The sequence below is a fragment of the Alteromonas sp. Mac1 genome, assembly GCF_001562125.1.
GTDB classification, from domain to species: Bacteria; Pseudomonadota; Gammaproteobacteria; order Enterobacterales; family Alteromonadaceae; genus Alteromonas; species Alteromonas stellipolaris.
The window spans coordinates 3,036,118-3,051,792 of the sequence record NZ_CP013932.1; the positions used below are offsets into that span (position 1 = coordinate 3,036,118).

At 43.4% G+C, this 15,675-nt stretch carries 11 protein-coding genes and 1 rRNA gene; 4 read left to right on the forward strand and 8 right to left on the reverse strand.

The window, feature by feature from the left end; all coding sequences use genetic code 11:
* Positions 1–75 precede the first annotated feature (75 nt).
* A 16S ribosomal RNA gene (locus AV939_RS12955) occupies positions 76–1,608 on the reverse strand.
* Between the two features lie 278 nt (positions 1,609–1,886).
* Positions 1,887–2,720, reverse strand: a complete 834-nt coding sequence (pssA, locus tag AV939_RS12960; protein ID WP_057790750.1) for a CDP-diacylglycerol--serine O-phosphatidyltransferase — start codon at positions 2,718–2,720, stop codon at positions 1,887–1,889.
* Positions 2,721–2,968: 248 nt separating this feature from the next.
* Between pssA and xdp1 (AV939_RS12965) the strand changes: the two genes are divergently transcribed.
* The 3 genes from xdp1 (AV939_RS12965) to prsT all read left to right on the forward strand — a co-directional run bounded on the left by xdp1 (AV939_RS12965) (position 2,969) and on the right by prsT (position 7,836).
* Positions 2,969–3,862 carry an exosortase-dependent surface protein XDP1 gene (xdp1, locus tag AV939_RS12965; RefSeq protein ID WP_061997801.1) on the forward strand — a complete coding sequence of 298 codons (894 nt, stop codon included), beginning with the start codon at positions 2,969–2,971 and terminating at the stop codon, positions 3,860–3,862.
* 168 nt (positions 3,863–4,030) lie between these two features.
* Positions 4,031–4,906 carry an exosortase-dependent surface protein XDP1 gene (gene xdp1, locus AV939_RS12970; protein ID WP_057790745.1) on the forward strand — a complete coding sequence of 292 codons (876 nt, stop codon included), beginning with the start codon at positions 4,031–4,033 and terminating at the stop codon, positions 4,904–4,906.
* An 86-nt stretch (positions 4,907–4,992) separates the two neighbouring features.
* Positions 4,993–7,836, forward strand: coding sequence for an XrtA/PEP-CTERM system TPR-repeat protein PrsT (gene prsT / locus AV939_RS12975; RefSeq protein ID WP_061997802.1), 2,844 nt, complete (start codon positions 4,993–4,995; stop codon positions 7,834–7,836).
* A gap of 107 nt (positions 7,837–7,943) precedes the next feature.
* Here the strand turns inward: prsT and clpB are convergent, their stop codons facing one another.
* From clpB to rluD, 3 genes are all read right to left on the reverse strand, one after another.
* Positions 7,944–10,520, reverse strand: coding sequence for an ATP-dependent chaperone ClpB (gene clpB, locus AV939_RS12980; RefSeq protein ID WP_057790740.1), 2,577 nt, complete (start codon positions 10,518–10,520; stop codon positions 7,944–7,946).
* A gap of 99 nt (positions 10,521–10,619) precedes the next feature.
* Positions 10,620–11,354 carry a peptidoglycan editing factor PgeF gene (gene pgeF / locus AV939_RS12985; RefSeq protein WP_057790738.1) on the reverse strand — a complete coding sequence of 245 codons (735 nt, stop codon included), beginning with the start codon at positions 11,352–11,354 and terminating at the stop codon, positions 10,620–10,622.
* A 58-nt stretch (positions 11,355–11,412) separates the two neighbouring features.
* Positions 11,413–12,396: a 23S rRNA pseudouridine(1911/1915/1917) synthase RluD gene (gene rluD, locus AV939_RS12990; protein ID WP_057790736.1), complete on the reverse strand. Its 984-nt coding sequence runs from the start codon at positions 12,394–12,396 to the stop codon at positions 11,413–11,415.
* A gap of 168 nt (positions 12,397–12,564) precedes the next feature.
* On the opposite strand from rluD, the gene AV939_RS12995 reads away from it, so the two are divergent.
* Entirely contained in the window at positions 12,565–13,332 is a 768-nt protein-coding gene (locus tag AV939_RS12995) for an outer membrane protein assembly factor BamD (protein ID WP_013783382.1), read from the forward strand.
* A gap of 112 nt (positions 13,333–13,444) precedes the next feature.
* Here the strand turns inward: AV939_RS12995 and AV939_RS13000 are convergent, their stop codons facing one another.
* The 3 genes from AV939_RS13000 to AV939_RS13010 form a co-directional block, all read right to left on the reverse strand.
* A complete protein-coding gene (locus AV939_RS13000; RefSeq protein ID WP_057790734.1) occupies positions 13,445–14,173 on the reverse strand; it encodes a ChrR family anti-sigma-E factor in 729 nt (242 codons plus the stop codon).
* Complete coding sequence (locus tag AV939_RS13005; RefSeq protein WP_013783380.1) at positions 14,166–14,777, reverse strand: sigma-70 family RNA polymerase sigma factor; 612 nt, start codon at positions 14,775–14,777, stop codon at positions 14,166–14,168. Before AV939_RS13005 ends, AV939_RS13000 begins: the two co-directional genes overlap by 8 nt.
* Before the next feature lie 129 nt (positions 14,778–14,906).
* Positions 14,907–15,482, reverse strand: a complete 576-nt coding sequence (locus AV939_RS13010; RefSeq protein ID WP_057790732.1) for an LON peptidase substrate-binding domain-containing protein — start codon at positions 15,480–15,482, stop codon at positions 14,907–14,909.
* Positions 15,483–15,675: the final 193 nt, after the last annotated feature.

Here is a 15,675-nt window from a genome sequence, read left to right on the forward strand (position 1 = left end):
TCGTGTCGTTCTTCATTTAATAACAAAACAATCTGTGTAGGCACTACACTAACAATGTCACCATCGACATGTTGGTAAGGAGGTGATCCAACCCCAGGTTCCCCTAGGGTTACCTTGTTACGACTTCACCCCAGTCATGAAACACAAAGTGGTAATCGTTCTCCCGAAGGTTAAACTAACTACTTCTTTTGCATCCCACTCCCATGGTGTGACGGGCGGTGTGTACAAGGCCCGGGAACGTATTCACCGCAGTATTCTGACCTGCGATTACTAGCGATTCCGACTTCATGGAGTCGAGTTGCAGACTCCAATCCGGACTACGACATACTTTAAGGGGTCCGCTCCACATCACTGTCTCGCATCCCTCTGTATATGCCATTGTAGCACGTGTGTAGCCCTACACGTAAGGGCCATGATGACTTGACGTCGTCCCCACCTTCCTCCGGTTTGTCACCGGCAGTCTCCTTAGAGTGCCCAACTGAATGCTGGCAACTAAGGACAAGGGTTGCGCTCGTTGCGGGACTTAACCCAACATCTCACGACACGAGCTGACGACAGCCATGCAGCACCTGTGTTTGAGTTCCCGAAGGCACGAAACCATCTCTGGTAACTTCTCAACATGTCAAGTGTAGGTAAGGTTCTTCGCGTTGCATCGAATTAAACCACATGCTCCACCGCTTGTGCGGGCCCCCGTCAATTCATTTGAGTTTTAACCTTGCGGCCGTACTCCCCAGGCGGTCTACTTATCGCGTTAGCTTCGCTACTCACGACTTAAAGTCACAAACAGCTAGTAGACAGCGTTTACGGTGTGGACTACCAGGGTATCTAATCCTGTTCGCTACCCACACTTTCGCACATGAGCGTCAGTCTTTGGCCAGGGAGTCGCCTTCGCCACTGATGTTCCTCCAGATATCTACGCATTTCACCGCTACACCTGGAATTCCACTCCCCTCTCCAAGACTCTAGTCTGCCAGTTCTAAATGACCGTCCCAGGTTGAGCCCGGGGCTTTCACATCTAGCTTAACAAACCGCCTGCGTGCGCTTTACGCCCAGTAATTCCGATTAACGCTCGCACCCTCCGTATTACCGCGGCTGCTGGCACGGAGTTAGCCGGTGCTTCTTCTGTTGTTAACGTCACGGCTAGCAGGTATTAACTACTAACTTTTCCTCACAACTGAAAGTGCTTTACAACCCGAAGGCCTTCTTCACACACGCGGCATGGCTGCATCAGGGTTTCCCCCATTGTGCAATATTCCCCACTGCTGCCTCCCGTAGGAGTCTGGGCCGTGTCTCAGTCCCAGTGTGGCTGATCTTCCTCTCAGAACAGCTAGAGATCGTTGCCTTGGTGAGCCTTTACCTCACCAACTAGCTAATCTCACTTGGGCCTCTCTTTGCGCCGGAGCCGAAGCCCCGTTTGGTCCGAAGACATTATGCGGTATTAGCAGTCGTTTCCAACTGTTATCCCCCTCGCAAAGGCAAGTTCCCAAGCATTACTCACCCGTCCGCCACTCGACATCATCTAGCAAGCTAGACATGTTTCCGTTCGACTTGCATGTGTTAGGCCTGCCGCCAGCGTTCAATCTGAGCCATGATCAAACTCTTCAATTAAATACTCTTCAATTAAATAAATATATCGAATATGAATCGTCGTTGTGTGACACTCTTAATGAGTGCCCACACAGATTGTCTTGTTATAAATTGTTAAAGAACTATCGTGCAAAAATCATAATGCGAAGCATTCTGTTTTTGCGCAAGGAGGACTAACACTACATATAGTTGCTTAGACTTCCTCACCTCACCCGAACGGCCGTTGCCTTTTCGATGAGCGCTTCTCTTCGAAGCGGATGCGCATTCTACGCGTTTCGTTTTCGAAAGGCGGCGTGTTTTTACACTTTATTAGATGACTCTTCGTCTTGCTTCCCTTCGCTACTGTCAACAGTATCATTAGCACTATTAGCATCGGCATTAAAGTCTGCATCTTCTTCTTGTTCACCTACCACGTCGTTCAATGTGACTTTATCAACGGTCCTGAAAGTATTAATCGGGCCCGCTAGTGCATAAAGAGAAAATACAATAAACAGTACTAAAGCAGGCTCTGTTGCAACCACTACAAATATAAGTAGCACAATAAGCAGCCCTACGAAGGGAACCTTCCCATGCCAGTTCAATTCCTTGAATGAATTGTATTTGAAGTTACTTACCATTAGTAAGCCAGCGAAACCAGTCACTAATGCAACTATAATTCCGTAGTCTGTACCTACAGCATCATATTCAACGCCTACCCATACTAAGCCAGCAACTACCGCTGCTGCAGCCGGGCTTGCCAAACCTTGGAAGAAACGTTTATCGGCAATACCAACCTGTGTATTAAATCGTGCTAAACGTAAAGCGGCACCTGCCACATAAACAAAGGCAGCTAACCAACCGAACTTACCGAGTTCAGTTAAGCCCCAGTTGTATGCCACCAATGCGGGCGCCATACCGAATGACACCATATCGGCCATCGAGTCATATTCAGCACCAAAATCGCTTTGCGTATTTGTCATACGCGCAACTCGACCATCTAATCCATCAAAAACCATAGCAACAAATATAGCTACGGCTGCTGCTTCGAATCTTCCTGTCATTGAAGACACTACTGCGAAGAAGCCTGAAAATAGCCCAGCAGTGGTCAATAGATTGGGAAGAAGATAAATCCCTTTTCGCTTTTGTTCAGACATAAGTCCTCATATATACATAAATTACTGCGTTAATTATTTCATAGTTCATAGCTGACGCATAGATAACATTCACCACGCAAGAAAAAGCAGACCAAAATAACTAGGTATAAGCTTATATACTTAAGCACATCGTCTGTTCAGTTATTATCCATTAATCATGTTGAAGTTCACGAAATCTACTCTATCTATAAAAGAGTTAAATATCGTACGAACTACACCTTTATAAAATTAAGGAAGGTTTAGTTAAAATGCGTTTACTTAATGTATCAATACTTACCGCGGGCTTTATTGGTTTAACCTTATTGCCACTTTCAAATGCTGAAGCAGGTTCGAGCAAATGGCATAATTCAGACTACTCAGGATGCAGTTCAAATAGCGGTTCATCTAATACGGATTTATGTGAATCAGCGTTGGGCGAAAATATCTATGATCTCGTAGACGACGGCGTTCAATCAGGTACGGATCCTTTCAACAGTAATATAACAGTAGGCGGCGTAAATATCTCTGTCTCGGCTTGGTCCGACACGTACGGCAATAAAGATGACATCGTTGTAGATGCGAAGTTAGAAAAGATATCTGATTACTATGGGTATGGCGTAACCAATGATGATTGGGAAACGTACTACAACCCCGACCACGCGATAGACAATGTGAATAAAGTAAACGGAAACGTGACAGACTTTGATTTCGTTTTGTTATCATTCGACCAAGCTGTTACCGTTTCAGGGGCAAGCTTTTCATGGATTTACAGCAACAGCGACTCCCAAGTGTCGGTCGCCGCACTAGACTCTATTTCAGGCTTAACCTCAGGTAGTCAGACTTGGAACGACATTGTTGCGGATGCACTAACTACAGCATCATATGATATTGAAAATTGTGATTATGTAGAGCATCGTGCAGATTTCGAAATCTCTGACACATCCCAATATTGGTTAATCGGAGCTTACAATACCGTTTTTGGAAATATTGGCGGTTATGTTGGCAATGATGCATTTAAACTTTCAAGCGTTGGATTTTCTATCGCGAATGAGAGCCCACCAGCGCCGTCAACTGAAGTCAGTGAGCCAACAACACTAGGCTTATTACTTGCCGGTGTATTCGTTGTCGCTTGGCGTAGAAAAAACACGCAGCGCTCTACGTAGAAAGTGCTACTTTAGACTACACTCGGAAGGTCTTATCTGTCAGTTATTTTTACTGCCAAAGGGCAAGCGAAAAATAAAAATATAAAAAACAGCAACTTAAAGATGTGGCATGAATAATGCTTAGATCCACTTAATAGAGAAGTTTAGTTTAAAAGTGGAAGTATAGCCATGCCGTATTTACGTAAAATTTTAATATCTTTAACGGTTTTATCAACATTAAGCGCACCCGTTTTTGCAGGCGGTAGTCGCGGGGACAGAGATAGCGGTACATCGTCCCCTGTCGATAGCTCTCTTGCTGAAGGCTATTACGATCTAACTGATTTTGATGAGTCTGTAGTAACCTCTTCTACTGGGGTAACGATTGGTGGTGTTAATATTACGCTGACGGGCTGGTCTGATACAGGTAACAGTTCAGACCCTGAAGACTTTGATAACATCGTAAAAACCGCTTCGCCTTACGAGGTATCTAGCTTTTACGGCTATGGTGTTTTGAATCAAGATGGTGAAGGATCAACGAGCCCTGACCACTCTATTGATAACTATTATTGGAATGGCGAAAACTCAAGCGCTGGAATTGCATACGCTGATTTTGATTTCGTCTTATTCTCATTTGATTCAGATGTGACACTCGATAGCATTGACTTTGGATGGGCAAACAATAATGGCTCTGACCAACAGGTTTCAATTGCTGCATTGAATAACAGTCAGCTAGGCTTACTCGAAGGTGCATCAAGTACTTGGTCTGAAATTATTGCTGGTGCAGTTTCAAGTTCATTTAATATTACTAAAACGGGGTCTTACAGCTATACCACTGGTGAGCTTGAACTCGTTAACTCGGCTAAGTATTGGTTAGTTGGCGCCTATAACACCGTGTTTGGCGCTGTTGATGGTGCATCAATGTACAATGATGGATTTAAAATTACTTCTATTGATTTTACCGAAGGCACGCCACCGCCAGTTGCTGAAGTTCATGAACCTGGCGTTTTTGGCTTGATGCTAATGAGTTTTGCTATTCTTGTATGGCGTAGAAATCGCGCTGCGTAATAGTTTCAAAATAATAAAAAAACACGTATCTTTAGAAGGTGGCTTTGGCCACCTTTTTTTATGGCAGTTAGCAGGATAAATTAATAATGAATTTAGGAACTGGACGTTCTCGTATATGGCGTTCTACATTAGCCTCGGCAATATTGGCTTCGGCATTCGCCGGAAGTTTTTTAAGCACAGCTCATGCTACAACTTCAGAGGATTATGAAAAAGCACTTACTGCATTTAACGCAGATAAGTATAACGAAACCTACATTCACCTGAAAAATAGCTTAAAAAAAGATCCTGAGAACTTAGCAGCCAAAATTCTGATGGGAAAAATACTTCTCATTAACGGGTATTTAAATGCAGCAGAACTTGAGTTCGTAGAGGCAATAGAGATGGGAGCAGATATAAACTTGCTCGCGGAACCATTGGGAAATACTTGGCTCTTTCTTAACAAATACACAGACATCGTAAACTTCAATCAAACCAGTAAACTTACGAAAGAAAGCAACCGAGCCTGGCTGCAAATTCGTGCCACTGCATGTATACGATTGGATGACTTAGCATGTGCTGAATCTGATTATTCAGATATACTATCCGATACCCCTCGCTATGTTCCCGCTATTAATGGGCTAGCTTCTATTGCACTTCAGAAAGATAATTTATCGCTGGCCCGCAAGCTTATTAAAGACGCCGAGAATATAGAAAATGAAAATGCCATCACCTGGCGCTTAAAAGGGCAGTTAGCCTATCGCGAGGGAAATACCAAAGCGGCTACTGAATATCTGCAAACCGCATTGTCATTTAATCGAGAAGATCCTATTGCACTTAGGAATCTTGTTGATCTTTATCTACAGGCAAAAGACTATAACCAAGCGAAGTTATTTGTAGATGAAATTATAGAAGATACCCCCAACGACCCTCTTGCCATTTTATTAAATAGCTGGTTGCAAAGCCGTGATACCGAGACGGCTATCGATAACGAGCAACTACTTCAGCTCAATGAATTTATGAGCCAGCTAGATCCTGAAATAATTGCCTCTCAGCCCATGTTGCTATACATAAGTGGACTTACAAACTTCTTCAATAACAATATGGAAAAGGCAGCAAAAGACTTCACAAGCTACCTACAAAAGGAACCTGATGACATTCAAGCGGTAATGATGCTGTCTCAGGTTTATCTCTCTACTCAACAAGGCAAGCAAGCCCTACTTTTGTTAGAACGTTATCAAGAAGTATTGCTGGAGAATCCAGACTCGGCGCTAATTTTAGGCGATTTGTTTATTAAGCAGAATAAAGCCTTTAAAGCTGAAAGGTTGTTGCAGCAATTAGAAAAACGTTACCCGTCGGAAAGTAAGTTACAGTTATTTAAAATTAGATTAATGGCAGCAAGAGGCCAGCAAGAAAAAGCCTTGACGATCCTTGAACAAAATTTTTCTAACTACAAAGACAGCCCTTCTTATCTTTTTACCTACGCATTAATGAACCTTCAAGCTGCACGTTACGACAAAGCACTTCGCAGTGCGGAGCTACTTGCCGATAAATTCCCTGAGGATGCTGAAGTTTATAATTTGCAAGCAGGTATTCTTATTCGTCAAGGCCAGTTAGCCGAGGCGAAAAGCAAGATTGAAAAAGCGTTGGCAATTAGCCCAGCATTGTTTCCGGCAAAGTTCAATTTGGCTGCTACGGAAAGCCGGTTGGGTAATATAGAAACATCGTCACAACTCGTTGAAGAGTTACTTACACTATCACCAAAACATAACGAAACATTACTACTCAAAGCGCACAACTTGACTCGCCTTGGCAGGGCACAAGAAGCAAAGCAAATTTACCTTGATATACTTACGCTAACACCTCAAAACGTAGCAGCCAAGGAACGGTTGGTAGCTATTTACCAACGTGAAGGTGATAGTAAAAGCGCTTTATATCATTTAGATAGGCTAATTAAAGATGAATTCGACAATCCTGATTACCTTCTCACTAAAGCCGGGTTGTTAGTTGCGTTAAAAGATTATGATGCCGCAAGAAAAACGCTAAATATTGTTGAGAACTTTATTGCGCAAGACGCTTCTAGGTTACTTCGTTTGAGTGAACAATTATTGTCAATAAACGAAGAAGATAGAGCCTTGGCTGCAATACAAAAGGCACAATTAGCTGAACCAAATTCTTCAATTATAGCCCTCGCTCACGTACGGCTTCTATTGCAGCTAGAAAAAGTTAACGACGCAAATGCCCTACTTGCTTCTATCGCGGCAGCACAACAGGGTAATGCCAATTATTGGTTAGTGAAAGGTAGAGCATTGGCCGCTGAAAATCGTGATGACCAAGCCCTTGATGCTTATCAACAAGCCCTTAAGCTAGATAGTAATTTCGCTCCGCCGCTAATAGCTATTTACAACTACGCCCTAAATGAACGCTATGTAGACACATTCATTGAAGAGTCAGAGGCGATTATCAAGCAAAACCCAAATAACCTTCTGGCCAAAAGCTTGCTTGCTCAATATCTCTATTTCATTCGTGATTTTGAGGAATCAACAACCTTATACAATGAGCTAGTTCGAATACCCGAAACACCAAGCCCTGCACAGGCTTACAATAGGCTAGCCATTATGGCAATGGAAATGGGATTAGGAAGCGCGGAAAGTATTGAAAACGCAGAAAGGTCTATTACCAGAGCTTATGAACTCGACCCATCATCTTCTAAAATTCTTGATACATTTGGCTGGTTGAAAGCACAACAAGGACAATATGAAACCAGCCTTAAAATGTTGCGCGACGCCTTTGCCCGAGATGCCAACGATCCTAACATTCGCTATCACCTTGGTTATACATTGGCGAAGTTAGGCAGAATCGAAGAAGCAAAAGAAGAGCTAACGTTTGCGGTAAATGTGGAACGGCCTTTCTTTAAGCGCCCTGAAGCACAAAGCCTGCTCGATAGTCTTTAATTACCCTCGTTAACTCTTTTACTTTATATATAAAAAAGCCACACTATCTACCAAGATGTGTGGCTTTGTTTTATCTACACGTTCATTTTCGCGGCATAGCTAATTAATCACTGATTTGAAATCACTAGCTTTTCATTATCTACATCTATTCTTATAACAGAATCTGGCACCAAATCACCTGAAAGTAACTTTTGTGCGAGTGGATTTTCTATATGAACCTGAATCGCCCGTTTAAGTGGCCGTGCACCGTATACAGGATCGAAGCCAGCATCAGCAAGTTTATCCATAGCTGCGCCAGATAAATTAAGCTTGTAGCCTTTTTCTACTAATCTAGCACGCAGTGCTGCCAGTTGAATTTTGGCGATTGATTTAATTTCGTCTTTGCCAAGTGGGTGGAATACCACAATGTCATCAACTCGGTTGATAAACTCAGGGCGGAAATGCTGCCCTACCACCGACATTACTGACGCTTTCATTTCTTCGTACTGACTTTCTTCATGTTGCGTTTGAATAATGTCAGAGCCTAAGTTGGATGTCATGATCACTACGGTGTTTTTGAAATCAACTGTGCGACCTTGCCCATCGGTTAAGCGACCGTCGTCTAATACCTGTAGTAAGATATTAAAAACATCAGGGTGTGCTTTTTCTACTTCGTCGAGCAAAATAACTGAATAAGGCTTTCTGCGCACCGCTTCAGTTAAATAGCCGCCTTCTTCATACCCAACATAACCAGGAGGCGCTCCAACTAAACGGGCCACAGAGTGACGTTCCATAAATTCCGACATATCAATACGCACCATGGCATCTTCAGTGTCGAACATGAAACCGGCCAATGCTTTACATAACTCAGTTTTCCCAACCCCTGTTGGACCTAAGAACAGAAAGGAGCCAATAGGACGATTAGGATCCGCAAGACCAGCACGAGAGCGCCTGATTGCGTTAGACACAGCCTCAACCGCTTCACCCTGCCCTACTACGCGCTTATGTAGTACATCTTCCATCTTAAGTAGTTTGTCACGCTCGCCTTCCAGCATTTTGGCCACTGGAATTCCCGTCCAACGGGACAATACATCGGCAATTTCAACATCGGTAACTTTGTTTTTCACCAGCTTAGTTTCTCGGGTTTCATTTTCAGAGGCCCGTTCAAGCTTAGCTTCTAACTCAGGAATTCTACCGTATTGTAGCTCCGACATACGATTTAAGTCAGACGCTCTTCGCGCAATTTCTAAATCGAGTTTCGCTTGCTCTAGCGACGACTTAATAGTCTGCGTACCTTGCATGGCTTCTTTTTCATCAAGCCATACTTTTTCAAAGTCATTATATTTAGTTTCAGCTTGCTCACGCTCTAACTCAATCATTTCTAATCGTTTATGACTGGCATCATCGGTTTCTTTGGCAAGCGCTTGCTCTTCTAATTTCAATTGAATAATACGGCGCTCTAACCTGTCCATATCTTCAGGCTTTGAATCAATTTGAATGCGAATACTCGACGCTGCTTCATCAATCAAATCAATAGCTTTATCAGGAAGTTGCCTATCGCTGATATATCGGTGAGATAAACTGGCCGCTGCGACAATGGCGGGGTCAGTAATATCTACCGAGTGATGCAGCTCATAACGCTCTTTCAACCCACGTAATATAGCAATAGTGTCTTCTACACTCGGTTCATCAACCAAGACTTTTTGGAATCGGCGTTCAAGGGCTGCATCTTTTTCAATATATTGGCGGTATTCATCAAGGGTTGTGGCGCCCACACAGTGCAATTCACCTCGGGCCAGCGCGGGTTTTAACATATTCCCCGCATCCATAGCACCGTCGCCCTTTCCGGCACCAACCATAGTGTGCAGTTCGTCGACAAATAAAATAACGCGGCCTTCTTCTTTAGCCAATTCATTGAGTACAGCTTTAAGGCGTTCTTCAAATTCTCCGCGATATTTTGCGCCCGCCACCAGCGCCCCCATATCAAGGGAAAGTACCCGTTTATTCTTAAGGCCCTCTGGTACTTCACCGTTGATAATACGCTGGGCTAAGCCTTCAACAATGGCGGTTTTACCTACCCCAGGCTCACCGATTAACACGGGGTTATTTTTAGTTCTACGTTGCAAAACCTGCACTGCACGACGGATTTCATCGTCGCGACCGATAACAGGGTCTAACTTGCCTTGTTCTGCGCGCTCGGTTAAATCGGTGGTGAATTTTTCCAATGCTTGGCGCACGTCTTCTGCATTAGGATCGTTTACAGTTTGCCCGCCTCGCATGGAATCGATAGCGTTTTCTACGTTATCTTTGGTAATGTTAAGCTGCTTTAAAATTTCGCCTAACCGACCGTTATCTTGAATAGCGGCAAGCACGAAAATTTCAGAAGTAATATATTCATCTTTACGCTGCTGAGCGATTTTGTCGCAAAGGTTAAGCAAAATGCCACTTTGTTTACTTAGCTGCACATCTCCGCCAATGCCATCTACGCTAGCAATACGGTCAACCGCTTCACTTAACGCCGAGCGCAGCGCATTCACATTTACATTAGCTTGGTCGAGTACGGGGCGCACCGAGCCGCCTTGCTGATTCAGCAAAGCCGTCATTAAATGTACAGGTTCAATATATTGATGATCGCGCCCTAGCGCTAAAGATTGAGCATCCGAAATGGCAAGTTGGAACTTATTGGTGAATCTGTCTAATCGCATGGCTAAACCCTAATAATGTCAAAATACCCTATGCATTAGTTATGGGAGCTTATTGAATGAGATTCAAGAGAAACGATTAAAGTTTCGTAAACCTTTGATTTAGCGCAAACCTATTACACTTACCATTCGACCGGTAGACGTCTTGCCTTGGTGGGTGGCTCTGCGGTGAGAATAAAACTGTTTTTCGTTGCAATAGGTGCAAAGCTGACTATTGATAATAGTACCAACATCGAGCGATGCCAACTGCTGAGCAGCAATGGCGGGTAAATCCAATTGAAACTTAGTGGGTATATCACTTTGGCATATTGCTGATGGATAATCCGCAAAGCGTTGCGCTAACGACGCGTCTACTTCATAGCATTGCTGACAAATAGCGGGTCCAATCCAAGCCATTAAATCTGAAGCTTGGCTTGAAAAGTGGTTTACTGTGCGGCTAATAATTGCAGACTCAAGCCCCTTCCATCCGGCATGCACGGCAGCCACTTCCTTACCCGCATTATCACAAATAAGGACAGGTACGCAGTCGGCCGTCATGACTGCACAAAAATGCGAAGTACTTGTGGTAAAAGCTGCATCGCCTTCTGTCTGGGTAGAAGGCAACGTAATAACATGATTACCGTGAACCTGATTTAACCACGTTATAGCTTTGGCGTAAGGCAACCTAGCGCGATTTATCGCCACGGCTTCCTTGTCATCACCTACGTGGTCTCCAACATTACACTGGGCAAACTCCCCACGGCTGGTAGCAACGCCCTCATTGTTACAGCCACTGCCATCACGGGTGGTAGTGAAAGCCACCACGTTTTTAGGGCTATTCCATTGAGGCGTTATCATACCGAATTCCGCTGCGCAGTAGCTAATATTAGTGATTCAGACATTCCGGTTGCACTGATTAAATCATATCTTCTGGGTTTTCTTTAGAGTCTAGGCGTACCGCCGCTAATAAATCTTGCATATCTTGCGGTAGAGGCGCTTGCCATGTCATCCACTCTTCCGTTTCAGGATGATATAAAGAAAGCTGAGCTGCGTGTAAAGCTTGGCGCTGGAAACCACGCAAGGTGTTGATAAAGTCATCAGATGCACCTTTTGGTAAGCGTGGTCTACCACTATAGGTAGGATCGCCTAGCAACGGATGCTTGATATGGGCCATATGCACACGAATTTGGTGAGTCCGGCCCGTTTCTAGCTTTAAGCGCAAATGCGTATACGCACGAAACTTCTCAATGACACGAAAATGAGTCACTGCAGGTTTACCGTTTTCACGCACGGCCATGTGTGTACGCTTAGTTGCATGACGGCCAATAGGCTCATCCACCACACCACCAGCTACCATGGTACCCATAGCAACGGCTTCATACTCGCGGCTCATCACTCGGGTTTGAAGCTGATCTACAAGGTGGGTTTGCGCAGGTATTGTTTTCGCTACTACCATCAAGCCCGTTGTATCTTTATCTAAACGGTGCACGATACCTGCTCGCGGCACTTTATCAATTTCAGGAACATGATTAAGTAATGCGTTAAGTACGGTGCCACTTGGGTTGCCCGCGCCAGGATGAACCACTAAGTCAGCAGGTTTATTAATCACTAAGATATGTTCATCTTCATAAACAATATCCAGCGCAATGTCTTGCGGTTGGCTAGTGACCTGCACTTCTATTTCAGCGCTAACAGTCACCACCTCATCCATTTGCATTTTATGGCGTGGTACTGTGATAACCTGTCCATCAACGGACACATTTCCGCCTTGGATCCAAGTTTTTAGCTTAGAACGTGAATATTCAGGGAACAAATCAGCTAAAACCTGATCTAACCGAAGACTAAAGTGCTCAGCCCCTGTGGTTGCTTCTAATTGTAATGTGTTGTCCGACTGTGTCATAACACCGATTATTAAGTGTAAAAAGGGTATTATAACAAGCTTTCAATCGGTACACTGCGTTGTTTACGAATTTGTATGGTTTTTATCATCGCGAGTACGTTAGAATACGAGAACATGAGCTTAGACAGCGAAGTAATCAATACTGTTTAGCAGGAAAAAAGAACTATTATGAAATCAATTCGATTACTGGCACCTGTGTTATTAGGTGCAATGGTATCTGTCGCAGGCTGTAGTAGCTCCTCCGACGAAGAAGAAAAAGCCGTAATGGCTAATATGGGTGCGCAACAGCTATATAACAGAGCCAAGCAAAGTATGGAAGTGGGTAACTTCAGTGCTGCAGCCCAGACATTAGGCGCATTAGACTCTCGCTATCCATTTGGTCCGCTTTCGCACCAAGTACAATTAGACCTTATCTACAGTTACTACAAATCTGGTAAAAGTGATGAGACGTTGGCCACTATCGATAGGTTTATTCGTCTTAATCCAAACCACTCAGATGTTGACTATGCCTACTATATGCGCGGCCTTACCAACATGGAGTCTGACAGTAACCTGTTTCAAGATTTGATGAACATTGATAGGACTGACCGAGATCCTTCGAAATCTCGTCAAGCCTTTGAAGATTTCAGACGCTTAATGCAGCAATACCCTGACAGCAAATATGCTGCAGACGCTCGCAAGCGCATGCTTCATATTAAAGATAGACTCGCACGATACGAAATAGCTATTGCTCGCTTCTACATGCGCAGACACGCTTATGTTGCAGCAGCTAATCGTGGTAGATATGTTATTGAGCACTTCCCTGAAAGCACGCAAATTCAGCAAGCGCTTGAAATTATGGTATCTAGTTACGAACAACTAGGGTTAGATGATTTGCGTGGAAACGCAATGAAAACATTAAAGTTAAACTTTCCTGAAAGTGACTTTATTAGCTAATAATGCTGATAGCTGGATCAAAAAAGCGCAGTTCACAACGAACTGCGCTTTTTTTTGAATTTATTTTTAAGCTTTTACTAAGAAAAACTACAAAAGATACTGTTACGAAAGGTTAGCGAAAGAAAAGATGGCTAAATGGATTGAGAAGGCGCGCTATACCAGAAGTAAAATGTAAGGGCTGGTCGACGATAGTAAAAACCAAGCAGCCTTGAGCATTGTCAGAACGTGGTGTGTGGGTATTTTGCCCATCCATAAAAATAAAATCGCCAGAGTCGTAGTTATTGAGCCCGTCACTGAATTCGCCGTTAATGACTAACGTATATTCAGTGCCTCGGTGAGTATGTTCAGGAACACTTCCACCTTTGCCCATGTAAATAAAGTTAGCTACACCTTGGCTACCTAAATCTACTGGTGCTTGCCACAGCTTACCTACCAAGCTAGACCAACCACCTGTCTTTTCTTTATACCGCTGAAGTGTTCGTGGCAGGGCAAAATTTCTGCCATCAAGCTCAATAGAATCATTAACAGCAATGCTGACTTCTGTGTTTGTGTTCTGCTTTCTGGGCGATTGTTTCTGTTGTGTACCGGTATCGGCTTCAACAGATGAAGGTGATTGGGTAATTTGCGCAATCATTGCGCTGTAATCGGCCTTAAGGTCAACTGGCTTAAAACCATTATCTTCTAATAACGAACCAGCTAGGCGCTCAGTTTCTTGTTCCACAAATCGCTGACACGTACTGCACATATCACAATGTGCAGAAACCATCAGCGAGACCGCTGGGGACAAATTTCCGTCAACGAATGAAACGAGTTGTTGAGCACTTGGGTGGAACCTAATCATTACTCTGTAACATACCTTTTAATCTTTGAAGTGCTAAGCGGGTTCTCGACTTAACTGTACCTAGCGGGATATCTAACTCATCAGCGACTTCTTGCTGAGATTTACCATCAATATAAATGGCTTCAATCACTGCTTTCTGTTTAACAGGAAGTGATTCAAACAAATAACCTATTTGCTCTAACGTAACTTGTTCATCAAGCGGTGCTTCGTTCAAGTCAGCGGTTTGTTCGCATAGTACTGGCCATAGGTCATCAGAACACACGTCTTCTTTTCGGTTTTGAAGCTTACGAAGCATATCAAAACGAATGTTTCGAGCAATAGTGAAAATCCACGTAGAAGGCGAACCTTTTTCTGCATTAAACAAATGGGCTTTCTGCCACACGTTCGACATGGTGTCTTGTACTAACTCCATAGCAAGTGCTTCGTTACCCATTTGCTTTAAAGCGTATGAGCGAAGTCTTGGAGCGAAATAATTAAAAACCCGTGCAAAAGATGCTTTACAACGCTTTTGAGCAACCTCTACTAGGTAATCTGACATCTCAACCGCGCATTCTTTCGGTTTAATCGTACTCTTACTTTGTTCTAAAGGAATTCCAACTAACATAAGGTTTCGTCCGTTTATCCGATTCGATTACTGTATTTTACAAACAAACGATGAAAGAAGTTCGAAAAAATCGTCAATTCCACATTACAATTGTTTAATGGAATTTAAGAAATTATCTTTTAATTCGTTTTACCGAATTAATGCATACAGATAGTTAAGTAAGCTCTTACCACCACCCTCTCTTAGAAACTGCTGCTTTTGCCCACCATCGACAGGTAACAATTCAAGCCACCGTCTTAACACCCACATTGGGTCGTCAAACCGGGTTTCTTCATAAAGTGATGCTATCTCCGTATACTTCGCAAAAATCTCTTTCAAACGCTCATTTATAGGCGCTAATTGCTGAGGTGATATTTCGCAGTTCCAAGGCGCTACAGAATGACAATGACCTGTACGTAACCCATCTGATTCAACTGCTATATCAGTTACCTCAACTAACTCTAATCCAGCAACCTTTATGCCAAGCAAGCCGTCATCAAGTAAATCGAAGTCAACAACCTTGGCGTAGGTACCAATCGGATAAATATGCTCGTTATGCGATTTGTCGCCAGATGCGTTAAGCATACACATCACAAACCCTTTGTTTTCAGCGCATGCCTGCTTAACCATGCGTGTGTATCTAGGCTCGAAAATGCGTAACGCCATGCGTCCTTCTGGAAGCAAATGGGCAGATAACGGAAATAGTGGAATGGGTGTCTTACTCATAAACTCTTAACTCTTTTAGTCATAAGCAATTACGCCACTGTGAACAAATTGGATCGCTAGGGAAAAAATTTCACACTTTAGTCTAAGGGTAATGATCCGACGCGCCGCTTTATTTGTAAAATGACTATATTAAGAAAACGTTAACCTACTTGGTTACGCTTCGAATAATAGAACGATGATCAAAATAGCGTGT